The 13,670-nt window shown below is 61.5% G+C and carries 12 protein-coding genes and 2 pseudogenes; 7 read left to right on the forward strand and 7 right to left on the reverse strand.

What is annotated here, in order from left to right; translation table 11 throughout:
- Window positions 1–27: 27 nt before the first annotated feature.
- The 5 genes from DFLDMN_RS31350 to DFLDMN_RS31370 all read right to left on the reverse strand — a co-directional run bounded on the left by DFLDMN_RS31350 (window position 28) and on the right by DFLDMN_RS31370 (window position 4,997).
- Window positions 28–504, reverse strand: coding sequence for a cupredoxin domain-containing protein (locus DFLDMN_RS31350; RefSeq protein ID WP_205182436.1), 477 nt, complete (start codon window positions 502–504; stop codon window positions 28–30).
- Window positions 505–572: 68 nt separating this feature from the next.
- Window positions 573–1,490 carry a copper homeostasis membrane protein CopD gene (copD, locus tag DFLDMN_RS31355; RefSeq protein WP_205182434.1) on the reverse strand — a complete coding sequence of 306 codons (918 nt, stop codon included), beginning with the start codon at window positions 1,488–1,490 and terminating at the stop codon, window positions 573–575.
- A 7-nt stretch (window positions 1,491–1,497) separates the two neighbouring features.
- Window positions 1,498–1,884 (reverse strand): copper homeostasis periplasmic binding protein CopC, encoded by a 387-nt coding sequence (copC, locus tag DFLDMN_RS31360; RefSeq protein WP_205182432.1) that lies wholly within the window; start codon window positions 1,882–1,884, stop codon window positions 1,498–1,500.
- A gap of 35 nt (window positions 1,885–1,919) precedes the next feature.
- Window positions 1,920–3,089, reverse strand: coding sequence for a copper resistance protein B (locus DFLDMN_RS31365; protein ID WP_205182421.1), 1,170 nt, complete (start codon window positions 3,087–3,089; stop codon window positions 1,920–1,922).
- 24 nt (window positions 3,090–3,113) lie between these two features.
- The gene (locus DFLDMN_RS31370; RefSeq protein ID WP_205182419.1) at window positions 3,114–4,997 is read right to left on the reverse strand and encodes a copper resistance system multicopper oxidase; all 1,884 of its coding nucleotides are present in this window, start codon (window positions 4,995–4,997) and stop codon (window positions 3,114–3,116) included.
- A 198-nt stretch (window positions 4,998–5,195) separates the two neighbouring features.
- Between DFLDMN_RS31370 and DFLDMN_RS31375 the strand changes: the two genes are divergently transcribed.
- The 3 genes from DFLDMN_RS31375 (at window position 5,196) to DFLDMN_RS31385 (ending at window position 8,599) form a co-directional block, all read left to right on the forward strand.
- The gene (locus tag DFLDMN_RS31375) at window positions 5,196–5,882 is read left to right on the forward strand and encodes a heavy metal response regulator transcription factor (RefSeq protein WP_423200389.1); all 687 of its coding nucleotides are present in this window, start codon (window positions 5,196–5,198) and stop codon (window positions 5,880–5,882) included.
- A complete protein-coding gene (locus tag DFLDMN_RS31380) occupies window positions 5,879–7,261 on the forward strand; it encodes a heavy metal sensor histidine kinase (RefSeq protein ID WP_205182408.1) in 1,383 nt (460 codons plus the stop codon). The genes DFLDMN_RS31375 and DFLDMN_RS31380 overlap by 4 nt, the downstream gene beginning before the upstream one ends.
- A 237-nt stretch (window positions 7,262–7,498) precedes the next feature.
- The gene (locus DFLDMN_RS31385) at window positions 7,499–8,599 is read left to right on the forward strand and encodes an IS5-like element ISRme1 family transposase (protein WP_205182406.1); all 1,101 of its coding nucleotides are present in this window, start codon (window positions 7,499–7,501) and stop codon (window positions 8,597–8,599) included.
- A 147-nt stretch (window positions 8,600–8,746) separates the two neighbouring features.
- Here DFLDMN_RS31385 and copK read toward each other — a convergent pair whose 3' ends face one another.
- Both copK and DFLDMN_RS31395 read right to left on the reverse strand, forming a co-directional pair.
- Entirely contained in the window at window positions 8,747–9,031 is a 285-nt protein-coding gene (gene copK, locus DFLDMN_RS31390) for a periplasmic Cu(I)/Cu(II)-binding protein CopK (RefSeq protein WP_205182404.1), read from the reverse strand.
- Between the two features lie 274 nt (window positions 9,032–9,305).
- Window positions 9,306–9,647: a copper resistance protein B gene (locus DFLDMN_RS31395; RefSeq protein WP_374105059.1), complete on the reverse strand. Its 342-nt coding sequence runs from the start codon at window positions 9,645–9,647 to the stop codon at window positions 9,306–9,308.
- 151 nt (window positions 9,648–9,798) lie between these two features.
- Between DFLDMN_RS31395 and DFLDMN_RS31400 the strand changes: the two are divergent.
- The 4 genes and pseudogenes from DFLDMN_RS31400 to DFLDMN_RS31415 form a co-directional block, all read left to right on the forward strand.
- Window positions 9,799–9,885, forward strand: a pseudogene (locus DFLDMN_RS31400) (DNA-binding response regulator); the annotation flags it as partial.
- A gap of 174 nt (window positions 9,886–10,059) precedes the next feature.
- Window positions 10,060–10,203: pseudogene (locus DFLDMN_RS31405) on the forward strand (arsenical resistance protein ArsH); the annotation flags it as partial.
- A gap of 21 nt (window positions 10,204–10,224) precedes the next feature.
- Window positions 10,225–11,424 (forward strand): MFS transporter, encoded by a 1,200-nt coding sequence (locus tag DFLDMN_RS31410; RefSeq protein ID WP_205182402.1) that lies wholly within the window; start codon window positions 10,225–10,227, stop codon window positions 11,422–11,424.
- A gap of 182 nt (window positions 11,425–11,606) precedes the next feature.
- Window positions 11,607–13,298, forward strand: a complete 1,692-nt coding sequence (locus DFLDMN_RS31415) for a phage integrase family protein (protein ID WP_354681679.1) — start codon at window positions 11,607–11,609, stop codon at window positions 13,296–13,298.
- Window positions 13,299–13,670 lie beyond the last annotated feature (372 nt).

The raw sequence follows: 13,670 nt of genomic DNA on the forward strand, positions 1-13,670 counted from the left end.
GTGCCGGATCCGGTGAGAATTTCGCTGCTATTTCACCGTTACCTTGCCCACCATGCCTGCTTCGTAATGCCCGGGCATTAGGCAGGCGAAATCAACGGTTCCCGGCCGATCGAACTTCCAGATCAGCACGCCTTGCTGACCCGGCGCGAGCGATACCTGGTTGGCCTCGGCATGCCGGGCCATTGGCATGTTGCGCATCAGGTGCGCATGCTCCCTCAATTCGCTGCTGGTCCCGATGACCATCTCGTGTTCCACCTTGCCGGTATTCCGGACAACGAAGCGCACGGTATCACCGGCCTTGACCGAGATCTTGTCCGGTGTGAAACGCATCGTGTCATGCATGGCCACCTTGACGGTGCGGGTCACGCTGGCCGGGTCCCCAGGCTTGCCAGCGTTCTGGCTGGCGGTCTGACCGTGGCCGTCCCGGCCCCTCATGTTTCCCGCTGCGAGCGCCACCAATGGAACGATGGCCATAGCCAGCAATAGTTGCTTGGTCGGATTCATGCGGGCCTCCTTGGCAAGTTGCTGTGGTGGCCGGTTGCGAGGGGATACCCTTGCGAGTTACTGGCCGATTACATCCCGGTCGGCGAAAGGACGCCGAGCGATGCCACCAGAGCCAAAATCAGCGTTACGGCGGTGGTCTCGAACATCAGGCTGCGGCGCAACATACGTACGGCCCCATCGTGATCCCCCGTCTTTCCTGCCTGTTCGAGTTGTGGGGCGAGCCTAAAGCGGTTCGCTGCAGCCAGTGCCAGCATGGTGCCAAACAGCGTGAGCTTGACAATCAGCAGACCGCCATACGATGTGAGAGAGAGATCGTCCGGCAGCGTCGGGCCGACAATCATCCAGTAGTTCATCGCGCCCGTGACCGTCAATGTTGCGACCACGATCGTGCCCACCTGTGCAAATCCGTTGGACGTACGGCTGAGCAAGGCGGCCGTTGCCGGCGACGACGGCCTTGACAGCATCACCAACGCGACAAGCGCGCCGACCCAGGCACCTGCGGCCATCAAATGGGTGATATCGGAGACGAGATGGAGATACCGGCGCCCGCCGTCATCCATGGCGCCATGCCCGGCCCACGCGAGCGTCGAAAGGGCAACGCCGGCGGTGGCGGCGAGAGCGCCGAACTGGAATGGCGGCGACCGGCCGGCAAACAATGCAAGCAACAAGCAGAGGAGCAGGGCAACCAGGCGCACCGTCCAGGCGGTGCCGAAATCGGTGCCCATCACAATCATTTCGAAGATGTGGCTCTGCAGCTCCGAGTACTCGGATGCGCCGGTCATGCCCTTGGCCATCACTGCCATATTCGCAAGCGACAGGAGGATGCCGAGCGCTGCGATCACCGCAGTGACCGTCACATGGCGCGAGCCGATGCGCGACGACATCTCTTCGCGGCGAAGCGCGTAGAGTCCGAACAGCGGGAGCCCGAACAGCGTCGTCAGGTCGAAATAGAGTGCAAAGCGCACCGAAACGGTTACCCAGTCCATATGCGGATTACTTGACCGTGAAGGCGATATTCCCGTTGATCGGATGGGTATCGGACGACACGGCGCGCCAGTCCACGCGATAGTTGCCGGGCACCAGCGGCTGAGCCGGGGTGACGACCATGGTCTTCGGATCATCGCTGCCGGAAACGTTGGCGGCGACCTTCATCGGCACATGGTCGGCCATGCCCGGCATGCCGGTCATAACGAGGTTGGCGCCGGAGAACTTGGTCATCAGGTTTTCCGAGAACTTCAGTTCGATCTTTTGCGGCGCAGAAACCTCGGCCTTGTCAGCCGGCGTGGACGAAACCAGCTTCGGGTGTGCGAAAGCCACGGAACTGGCCAACGCGGCGGCGATTGCCAACGTGGCTTGCAGGAAGGAGCGGGGCGCTTGCATGATGAACTCCGGATAGATAAGGGTTAAATACGCTGTCAAAACCACATGCGAACACCCGCCACAAAGCGAGTTTCGCCACTACGGCCGCCGGACGCACGAACCATGTCGGCGGTATTGCCAAAGGTCTGGTAACGCTCGACACCGATATACGGTGCGAACTGACGACTTATCTCATATCGCAGGCGCAGGCCTACGGCGCCATTCGCCAGGCCGCTGCCGATACCGACGGCGGGGTCGTTCTTGCCGTAGAAATTGGCCTCGATCCTGGGCTGTAGGATCAGACGCTGCGTAATCAGCAGTTCATATTCGGCGGACAAGCGAAGGGCGGTCCGGCCTTCGGTCCCGAGGTATCCGGTCGCGTCCACCTCGAACCAGTACGGCGCCAGGCCTTGCACACCGAAGGCCAGCCAGTTGCGGGCAGGACGCCCATAGCCGGCGTCGTTCCGAATACCTAGCTGGGTATCCCAATAGGTGGCAATCGCATGGCCCCACAGCAATTCCGTGCGGGCCTCATGCACCTTGCCCTTCTCTGCCTCGCCTTCAGCCTTGATCACGAACTTGTTGTAGGTGCTGCCGAACCAGGCCTGGGCCTCATAGGCGGCGGCATTGCTGTCGTTGCCTTTGACCCATTCCAGTCGGTCCACCAGGACGGAAGCAAACAGATGTTCGTCCGCCATATGCAGCGATCGGGTCGGTCCAAGGGCGTATTGGCCAACACCAAGTTGGTAGCCGCCCGAATAGGCGTGCGGATCGCGGGCATCCGGCGGGGCGCTCCCGCCTTGCATGTTCATGTCGCCATGGTCCATGCCCTGCATCGAGCTATGGTCCATGCCCTGCATTGCACCCTGGTCCATGGTTTGCTTCGAGCCCTGGTCCATGGTCTGTATCGCGCCCTGGTCCATGGTCTGCATCGACCCGTGGTTCATGCCCTGCATCGAGCCGTGGTCCATGCCCTGCATCGAACCGTGGTCCATGCCTTGCATCGAGCCGTGGTCCATGCCCTGCATTGAGCCGTGGTCCATGCCTTGCATACTGCCGGCTTGGCTCGGGGACTTCGGTTGCGAGGCGGCCTTGGCCTTTTCCGTTGTACCAGAGGACGTTGATTCGGCCTGGCCGTCTGGCGTGTGGGAGTGCTGCGCCCATGCGACGCTCATGCCCGCGGAAGCGAGCACGGCGGCGACGACTGTTCTTGTGTGCTTGTACATGGCGTATGCGTATTCAGTTAGAAGTCAGGCCACCAACACTTCGCGGAACATCCCCGCATCCATGTGCATCATCAGGTGGCAATGCCACGCCCAGCGGCCCAGGGCGTCCGCGGTGACCAGGAAACTGATGCGCTGTGCCGGCTGTACCGGAATCGTGTGCCGGCGCGCCTGGAACGTGCCGTCCGGAGCCTCCAGCTCGCTCCACATCCCGTGCATATGCATGGGGTGGGTCATCATCGTGTCGTTGTGGAGGATGACGCGCAGCCGCTCGCCATGCTTGAAATAGACAGGCGTCGATTTCCCGAACTCAACGCCGTCGAATGACCAGGTGTAGCGCTCCATGTTGCCGGTCAGGTGCAGCTCCACCTCACGTCCCGGGCCACGCGCATCCAGGGGGCCGCCGATGGTGTGCTGGTCGGCCAGCGTGAGTACCTTTCGGCCATTGTTGCGCAGGCCGATGCCGGCATCGTCCAGGTTGGTGCGGGCCATGTCCACGCGCATATCCGTGCTGGCGCCGTACTCGGTCTTCGCATGGCGCGCCTTGGTGCTTGGAACCTTGAGCGAATTGTCCGCCGCCATGCCGGCCATGGCGTGCTGGCTGTGGTCCATCGGCATCGTCCCGTGGTTCATGCCGGACATGGCCATGCCCCCGTGGTTCATCCCGCCATGGTCCATCGCTTGCATGTTCATGCCCCCGTGATCCATGCCTTGCATGGACATGCCCCCATGGTTCATGCCGCCCATATCGCCCATCATGTCCGCCATGGTGAGCCATTCTGGCTTGTCGACTGCCGGAACTGGTGCGCTCAGGCCTTCGCGGACGGCGAGCGTGCCACGGGCGTAGCCCGTCCTGTCCATGGCTTGGGAGAAGATGGTGTAGGCATCGTCCCGGGGCTCCACCACCACGTCGCAGGTTTCGCCGGGGCCGAACCGGAATTCGTCTACCGTGATGGGCTCGAGATCCTGTCCGTCGACCTGCACCACCTTCAGTTTCAGGCCCGGAATGCGCACGTCGTAGAACGTGTTGCCGGCACCGTTGATAAAGCGCAGCCGCACTTTCTCGCCGGGCTTGAACAGGCCTGTCCAGTTGCCGGCTGGCGTGACGCCATTGGTCAGATAGGTCAGCGTTGCAGCCGAGAGGTCCGCGAGGTCGGTCGGATTCATGCGCATTTCGTTCCACATCTTCCGCTTGGCGAGTGCGCTCTTCATCCCCTCGCTGGAGACGTCGCGGAAGAAGTCGATGACCGTCGGCTGGTTGTAGTTGTAATAGTCGCCCTGGACTTTCAGTTTCGAGAGGACCCGCATCGGATCCTCATCGGTCCAGTCGGACAGCAATACCGTGTAGTCGCGATCGGCCTGGATCGGGTCCTTGCCGGAAGCAGGATCGATCACGATGCCGCCGTATACGCCGGTCATCTCCTGGAAGCCGGAGTGCGAGTGATACCAATAGCTGCCGGTCTGGCCGACCTTGAAGCGATAGGTGAAGGTCTGGCCGGGGGCAATGCCGGCGAAGCTGATGCCCGGCACGCCATCCATCTGGAACGGCAGGATGATGCCGTGCCAGTGGATCGAAGTGGGCTCGCGCAGGCGATTCGTGACCCGAATAGTCACGGTGTCCCCTTCGCGCCAGCGCAGCGTCGGACCGGGCAGCATGCCGTTGATGGTGGTTGCCACACCAGGCTTGCCGGTGAAGTTGACCGCCGATTCGGCGATTACCAGGTCAAATTCCGTCCCGCGCAGGACCGGGGCGGTGCCGTATCCAGCACGCTGAGGGGCGTCTGCCTGCGCCCAAGCGCTGCCGTCAAGGCCGGCCAAGCCCGCCATTACGCCGCCTGCCGCCAGGCCTTGCACGAAACGGCGGCGCGGAAGGTTGGGCAGAACAATGCCAGACGGTCGATCGCGTCGCATGAAATTAATCCTCTTTTGCTGGAATGGCCGCGTCGTAAGGCGGCATGTTGAGAGTAACGAGAGGGAGGCTACCGGCAACTTACCCCAACATTACATTCTGGTAATGTCCCGGTCACTTAGGCGGCGTCTGGTTAGACTAGCCGCAGGAAGAGCAGGGTTGGCACGCTTGCTCGCAGTGCAAATATCGGGAGGCTAGCAATGAAGCTGCTGGTGGTAGAGGACGAATCGAAGACCGGCGAGTATCTTCGCCAGGGCTTGACTGAGGCGGGCTTCGTCGTCGATTTGGCTACCAACGGGATCGACGGCCAGCACCTGGCAAATAATGAGTCCTACGACCTCATCATCCTCGACGTGATGCTGCCGGATGTTGACGGCTGGCGCATCCAGCAGACCATCCGTGCCGCTGAAAACGCCGTCCCTGTTTTGTTTCTGACGGCTCGCGACAGCGTGGCTGACCGGGTCAAGGGCCTTGAACTGGGCGCCGACGACTATCTGGTCAAGCCCTTTGCATTTTCAGAGTTGCTGGCCCGGGTGCGAACCTTGTTGCGTCGCGGTACCGTACAACTGGCAATGGACCGCATCCAGGTCGGAGACCTGGTGCTCGACCTGGCGCGGCGGCGGGCTTCGCGCGCCGGTCGCCGGATTCCCCTGACCAGCAAAGAATTTGCCTTGCTCGAACTGCTGGCCCGCCGCCGCGGCGAGGTCCTGCCGAGGTCATTGATTGCCTCCCAGGTCTGGGACATGAATTTCGACAGCGACAGCAACGTCATCGATGTCGCCATTCGCCGCCTGCGGGCGAAGATTGATGACGATTTCGAGCCCAAGCTCATCCAGACTGTCCGCGGGATGGGCTACGTACTGGAAATGCCGGAGGGCGAGGAATGAGGCAGCGTCTGTCGCTGACAATGCGGTTGACGATCCTGTTCTCACTGTCATCCGCGGTCGTGTTGCTGGGTCTCGGGATATTGATCTGGCTGGCGATGGACTATCATTTTGCCAACGAGGACTATGTGGTCCTGGGCGACAACATTCGCCTGATCCAGAAGATAGCCGGGGAACAACCGGTCGAAGGCCTTCCGACCCGCTTGAGAGAAATGGTGGAGCACCATCCGGGATTCGTGGCGCATGTCCGAACCGCTCAGGGTCAGGGTGTGTATGCGACCGCTGGCTTTGATTTCGGTACGGCGTTGGAGACGGTCGCCCGGCTGCGGCCGGGCGAAGACTCTTTTGTCTGGGAGCAGAACGGCCAGGAGTATCGTGGAATGCGCGCACTGGCCAGTGCTGCGGAGGGGAAAAGCGGCCCGTTGACGGTCGTGGTCGCCATGGACACGGAAATCCATGCCCATTTCATGCACGCCTTCCGCAAATCCCTGGCGTTCTATATCACGCTGGCCGCGGTCGCGAGCGGCCTGTTCGGTTGGTGGGCCGCCCGGCGCGGTCTCGCGCCGTTACGGATGATGGCCTCACGCGCCAGCGGCGTCAATGCGCACAGGCTAGATGCGCGCATGCCCGTGGAAGCCGTGCCGGTGGAAATGGCGGACCTGGCGGCCACCCTGAACGCCATGCTGGAGCGCCTGCAGGATGACTTTCGTCGTCTCTCTGAGTTTTCGTCCGATCTCGCGCATGAGCTACGTACGCCGATCACTAACCTGATGACCCAGACGCACGTCGTACTGTCCCAGCCACGCGACGCCGCAAAATACCGCGACGTGCTCGCCTCCAATGCGGAAGAGCTGCAGCGTCTGGGCCGCATGGTCTCCGACATGCTCTATCTCGCAAAGATGGAACACGGCATCACGCTGCCGAACGAGGAGGCCATCAATGTCATTGACGAGGTGCGTGCGCTGTTCGAGTTCTATGACGCGCTTGCGGAAGACAAAGGCGTGCACCTGCGCCTTCAAGGCCAAGCGAGGATTGTCGGCGACCGCCTGATGGTGCGCCGGGCCCTGAGTAACCTGCTGTCGAACGCGCTGCGCTACACGCCTAAAGGCAAGGGGATTCTGGTCGAGGCCAGGGAACAGCCTGGCAATGTAACCATCGTCGTGGAGAACGAGGGCGCGGAGATCAGCCCGGAACTGTTGCCGTCCATCTTTGATCGGTTCTTTCGCGCCGACAAGTCAAGGACCCGAGCGGAGTCCGAGAGCGTGGGCCTGGGCCTTTCTATCACGCAGGCGATCATGGCCGCGCACGGCGGCAAGATATCGGCCGAGTCGTCAGCAGGCAAGACCCGCTTTATCCTGACGTTTCCGCGGCTGGCAAAGTGATCGGCGCTTTGTCACCCGTACAGAAATCCTAGTCATGCTTGTCATAAAAATAGCCACTGCACGCGGCCGTGGCTAAGGGCCCTTCGAGAAAGAGCCCTTCAACGATCATACTTCCGGCGCCATGTAAGAAGACCGCCGGAGAATGACGCCTAGCAGGCTGCTGAAATACCGGCAGCGGATGTCCGCGCGACGACTAGCTGAAGCGTTAATCTGAGGACTCCATACAACCCCACATTCATGCGCGGCGCTGACACCTTCACCGAAAGTTTGTTCACCATGCGGCGGCTGGAAGATTTCGTGCCGAAGTCCCACCCCTTGCGCCCGATCCGCACCATGGCGAACCAGGCGCTGGCGAAGATGGATCGGCTGTTCGCGCAAATGTACGAGGCCGATATCAAGGGTGGCCGGCCCAGCATCGCGCCGGAGAAGTTGCTGCGGGCCATGCTGCTGCAGGTGCTCTACAGCGTCCGGTCGGAGCGCCAGCTCATGGAACAGACGCACTACAACTTGCTGTATCGCTGGTTCATTGGCCTGGCGATGGATGATGTGGTCTGGGTGCCCAGCGTCTTCAGCAAGAACCGGGAACGGCTGATCAAGCACGATGCCGTGATCGACTTCTTCAACGAAGTGCTGGCCATCGCGCAGAAGAAGGACTGGCTGTCGGGCGAGCACTTCAGCGTCGACGGCACGTTGATTAAGGCGTGGGCTGGCCACAAGAGCTTTGTACGCAAGGATGGCGACGACAAAGACGATAACGACGGTGCTGACTTCAAGGGTGAAAAGCGCAGCAACGAGACGCACGAGTCCAAAACCGATCCCGATGCCAGGCTGTATCGCAAGGGCAAAACCGCCAGTGAACTGCGCTACATGGGTCATACCTTGAGCGACAACCGCCACGGCCTGGTGGTCAGCGCCATGGTGACCAATGCGGACGGACACGCCGAGCGCGAGGCCGCGAAGGTCATGCTTAACGATGCCAGGCAGGTGATTGAGGACCTGAATGTGGAAGTCACCGTGGGTGCGGACAAGGGCTACGACGCGCACGAGTTCATTCAAGCCTGCCTGGAGATGAAGGTGACGCCGCACGTCGCACAAAACACCTCCGGCCGGCGCTCGGCCGTTCCCGACGCCATTGCAGGCACCAAGGGTTATGCCATCTCACAGCAAAAGCGCAAGCTGATTGAACAAGGCTTTGGATGGGCCAAGACCGTTGGGCGCATGCGCCAGGTAATGGTGCGCGGTCGAAAGAAGGTCGACCAAATGTTTGTGCTGAGTATGGCCGCCTACAACCTCGTGCGCATGCGCTCGCTGGGACAAATCCGCCCACAGTTGCAGTAATCGTGGTGATGAGGCCCGAAACGGTCGTCAAATCAACGAAAAAGTCGGTGAAGTGACGCCGCGCTTCCGGATTGTGAAAAATAGCGAGCCCCTCAGGCTTGTAGAGGGAAGCTTCGCTTTTTACGCGGCTAGTACTTCAGCAGCCTGCTAGCCGCCTTCGCGATGCCCCTTGATCAGGGCGTCGTCGAGGCGGAAGACCTCATTGCCTTTCATGAGGATCTTGCTACCGTCCTTGGTCTCCATGACTTTGCCCTCATGCATGCTCACAGCCTTTCCATATTTGTTCTCCATGGCCATCTTGCCGTCCTTGAAGATGTGCAGCTTGGATCCGTCCTTGAGTTCGTAAGACTTGACGACATTGCTCGTGTCGACTGCAAGGACGTTAAGCGACATTGCAGCGATAAACGTGGCAAAGGCTAGCTTGCTTTTCATCGTAGGGCCTCCGTAGTTGTAGCTCACGGTGCAGTGTGGGTCTGCAGCGCAATGCGCCTGTCCAACCGAGGAATCGCCATAGCTCAATGGGTTGCGTCGAATATCTGTTGGATCAGTTGTTCCCGACCGCCCATGCGCGGACCCCATGCGAATCTATCGAAGCCCACCTGGCTGCTCCATCCACCCTTGTCATTCTATTCGCGCGATAGCCTGCCTGCGTCCTTGATACGAAATGTAATGCCCCGGAAAGCAAGAAGTAATCTGGCAGACAGGATCAGAACCAGATGCGCACGCTCGCTACGATCTGTTTATCGACGGTACGTTCGCCGGCGGCGCGGGCGAGTCCAGCGGTCCAGCTTCTTTCCCCAGACGAGGCCGATGTATGGGGCGAACTCACGCCGAATCTCATACCTGAGTCGCAGACCATTGTTGTATCCGTAATCCCACTGCCAATCCTGCGCGCCTCGTCGGTCTTGCTATAAGCATTCGTCTGCAACTCGGGGGTGAGAAGAAAACGTTGAGAAAGGCGGATATCGTAGGTGGCGCGCAGACGCGCTGCAGCGCGCCCCGAAGACCCCACATAGGCTGTCGCTTCCACGTCAAACCAATACGGCACAAAGCCCTACACCCCAAACGCGCCCCAAGTCCGAGGACAGTGACAGCAACCGTTTTGGGGGCGCCGGCTTACTGGCTCGTTCGCACAACTAAAGTTGTAACCCATTCCCCCGATTCGTCGGCACACGTCGGCCGCCAACAAAGTGGATCGCATGACCAGCAAGGAATTTGCCTTGCTTGAACTCCTCGCCCGACGCCGGGGAGAAGTCCTACCGCGGGCCCTGATTGCTTTCCAGGTGAATTTCTGTGTCCGCCCAGAGGAATGGGCAGTATTCAGATCTTCCGAGGAGCGGCAGCCGTATTTCCAGGCCACGCGTCATGATATGGAAAAGGTACGCGATATCCGGCACCCAGCCCCTACGGTTTGGCAGAAAGAAGAGCCGCTCCTAGCAGACCGATAATTGACTCCGACGCGTGATCGTTCTGACTACCTGACGGATCGGTACAGCGAGCGCAAAGAGGCTGAGCCGCAGGTCGCTTCAACACTTGCTTCCGCCGCTATGGGCCATGAACAAAACGCCAAGGTTGACGATACCGACGACGGTGAAGTCGAATAAGAGCCAAGACATGGGGCGGGTATGGCGATCGAGCCAAGCGGCAGCGTGATTGCACGGCTGGGCGTTGCCCAGACGCTGGCGTGGGGGTCGACGTACTATCTGCCGGCAATGCTGGCCACGTCGATGGCGCGCGACCTCAGCATTTCGACACCGACGGTCTTCGCCGCGTTCAGTGCTGCGCTCATTGTCTCGGCTATTCTCGGACCTTCGGCCGGCCGCTTGATCGACCGCACGGGTGGCAGGCCAGTGCTGGTCGGCACGAGCCTGATCTTCACGATCGGGCTGGCTGCCCTTGGGATGGCACAAGGTGTAGTCGGGATGTTCGTCGCGTGGGTGATCATTGGCATCGGCATGGGTAGCGGGCTGTACGAAGCCGCCTTCGCAACGCTGGTTGTGCTCTATGGCAATCGCTCGCGCAATGCCATTACCGGCATCACGCTGATTGCCGGCTTCGCGAGCACAGTCGGCTGGCCGCTGTCGACGTTTATGGAGTCGCACATTGGATGGCGCGGTGCCTGCCTGAGCTGGGCAGCCCTCCATCTGACTCTCGGACTCGCGCTGAACCTGAGCATGCCGGGCGGCTCATTTGGCGGCGCGAGCTTGAAGCCGACTAATAAGCCTCAAGCAATTGATGTTCCTGCTGCGAGCGACTTGGCGTCGCAGCGTTTCGCATCGTTCGCGCTGGCTTTCGTCTTCGCCGCCACGTGGTTCATCAGCACGGCCATGGCGGCGCATTTGCCGCGGCTGCTGCAAGCCGGTGGCACCACACTGGCCACGGCCGTGATGATCGGTGCTCTCATCGGCCCTGCCCAGGTCGCCGCCCGGATACTCGAGTTCGGCTTGCTACGTAAAGTCCATCCGCTGCTTTCGGCCCGCATTGCCGCGGCACTTCATCCAGCAGGCGCGCTTGCATTTGGCATCGCCGGCGCGCCCGCAGCGGCATTGTTTGGCGTGCTGCATGGCGCGGGCAACGGCATCCTGACGATCGCCAAGGGCACCTTGCCCCTGGTCATTTTCGGTCCCAGCGGATACGGGCATCGTCAGGGTGTGCTGATGGTACCGGCGCGTGTTGCGCAAGCGCTGGCGCCATGGCTCTTTGGTGTGTGCCTGGATGTGTTTGGCGCCAAGGCCCTGTGGCTGTCGTCCAGCCTCGGCGTAGGCGCGATCTTGATGCTGATGGCCATTCGGCAAGTCGATGAAAAAAGGGCCAACCCTGCCTGAGGACTCGTGGCTCTTCCTGCAGTGGAGGGGATTGACCAGGTTCCTGCTGGCTCTTCCGTCCGTTCACGGCTACGGACCTTAGTTCGATCGTTCGATCGGCTGGAGAGCGCGCCAGTACACTATTGAGATAACTTTTCTTATCGCAATAGATTCATCGATGCACTAAACTGGTAGACATGAAAATGCTGCCGGCCAACCCCCAGACCCATCAGGCGCCGCCTGACTTCCCCGATGCGGCGTCGCTGGCCGCGCTACGCGCCTGGTACGAAGGGCTGTCGGCCCGCGACGCGGTGGCGCGCTACCTGGGCGAGCGCAAGGCCAGCGGCCAGTCCGCGCGCGGCATCCTCGGCCACATCCGGCGACAGTTGGCCGATTTCGCGCGCCGCCGGCAGCGCCAGGATGTAGCCGCCTTGTTCGAGCACGGCGCAGCCGAGCGGGTCGGGCGGGCTAAGGCCATCAGCCAAGCGGTCGACTTGCTGCGCCGCTTGCCCCCGCCGCAGCCGCAGGTCGGCGACGACATCGGCCAGTGGCTGCCATCTCGTGCCGTGCAGGCGCTGCGCGCGCACGGCATCGAGACGCTGGCGGACCTGACGGTGCGCATTCCGCGCCGGCGTCGCTGGTGGACGGCGGTGCCCGGCCTAGGTCCGGCGAGCGCCCGACGTATCGAGGCCTTCTTCGCCGAGCACCCGCAACTCACCGAGCGCGCCCGGGCGCTGATCACCGTGGCGGACCGCGGGGTGATCGTGCCATGGGAGCACCTGCGCCTGCCCCACGAGGTCGATGGCTCGTCGGGGACTTTCCGCGCCCCGTGGCAAACCTGCACCCTTGGCGCGTCGAACGACTACCAGGCCGTCCAGGCCTGGTTGGCGCTGCACGAATCGCCGGCCACCCAGCGGGCCTATCGCAAGGAAGCCGAGCGCCTGATCCTGTGGGCGATCGTCGAGCGCGAACGCCCGCTGTCGTCGCTCACCACTGAGGACGCGATTGCCTATCGCACTTTCCTGCGTCGGCCGACGCCACACAAGCGTTGGGTGGGACCACCTCGACCACGCACCTCGAGCGAATGGCGCCCGTTTGCGCAGGCCCTATCTCCGCGTTCAACGGCCTATGCCTTGTCGGTGCTCGGGGCCATGTTCCGTTGGCTGATCCAACAACGCTATGTGCTGGCGAATCCGTTCGCGGGCATCAAGGTGCGCGGCGGCACGCGTGCCGTGCCGCTGGATACGTCGCACGTGTTCACCGAGGGGGAATGGATGTTGGTGCGCACGCTCGCTAACGGACTGGAGTGGTCCTATGGCTGGGATGCCTCCGCGGCCCAGCGCCTGCGCTTTATCCTGGATTTCGCCTATGCGACCGGCCTGCGCGCCAGCGAACTCGTCAGCGCAACCCTTCGTGGCATCGAAATCGATGCCCATGGCGACCACTGGCTCAGCCTGGTCGGCAAGGGGGCCAAGGCGGGCAAGGTAGCGCTGCCGCCGTTGGCGCGCGTGACACTCGACCGGTATTTGGTCGAGCGCGGCCTGCCAGTCACGCGGGCACGCTGGGACCCGAATACCCCGTTGATCGGCGGCCTTGGCCAGGACCCGGCCGGCGGCATCACGGGCACGCGACTGTGGGCCGTGTTGCGACGGTTCTTCGTGCAAGCGGCGAAGTTGATCCAGGCCGACCACCCGGTTGCCGCCGAGAAGCTGCGGCAGGCCAGCCCGCACTGGATGCGGCACACGCATGCGTCCCATGCGCTGGCACGCGGCGCGGAACTGACGACGGTCCGGGACAATCTGCGGCACGCGTCGATTTCGACCACCTCGATCTACCTGCACGCTGACGAGATGAAACGGGCACGCCAAATCGGGGTGGCGTTCTCCGCTTCCTAGCGACTTGCCGTGCGAGCCAAATGGGCAGCCAGAGGAATTCCCACTTATATCGAAATGAAGCGATTCGTCTCTTTCTATATAACCGCAAGGCTTATGATAGCGAATCGGCCGTATCTTGGCATGACCCCTACAACGCGCTGATGGTGATCAGCGCTATGCTTCGCGAGGCATTGGAAGGCGTGAATCTAGCTAGTAGCTATCAGATAGCCTACGCGAGCTAGATCGCCTCTGAATTGGACGCAGCGTGAAAACTCGACACCCACCAAGCAACCCATTAAGCACTTTTTATCTAATATAACTTATGTTAAATCTCAGATGATTGCGGAAATACCTCACGGTAGGTCTGGGATCAGCAACACCCGGTGCTCGCGA

Source organism: Cupriavidus sp. H19C3, assembly GCF_049393815.1.
Lineage (GTDB): Bacteria > Pseudomonadota > Gammaproteobacteria > Burkholderiales > Burkholderiaceae > Cupriavidus.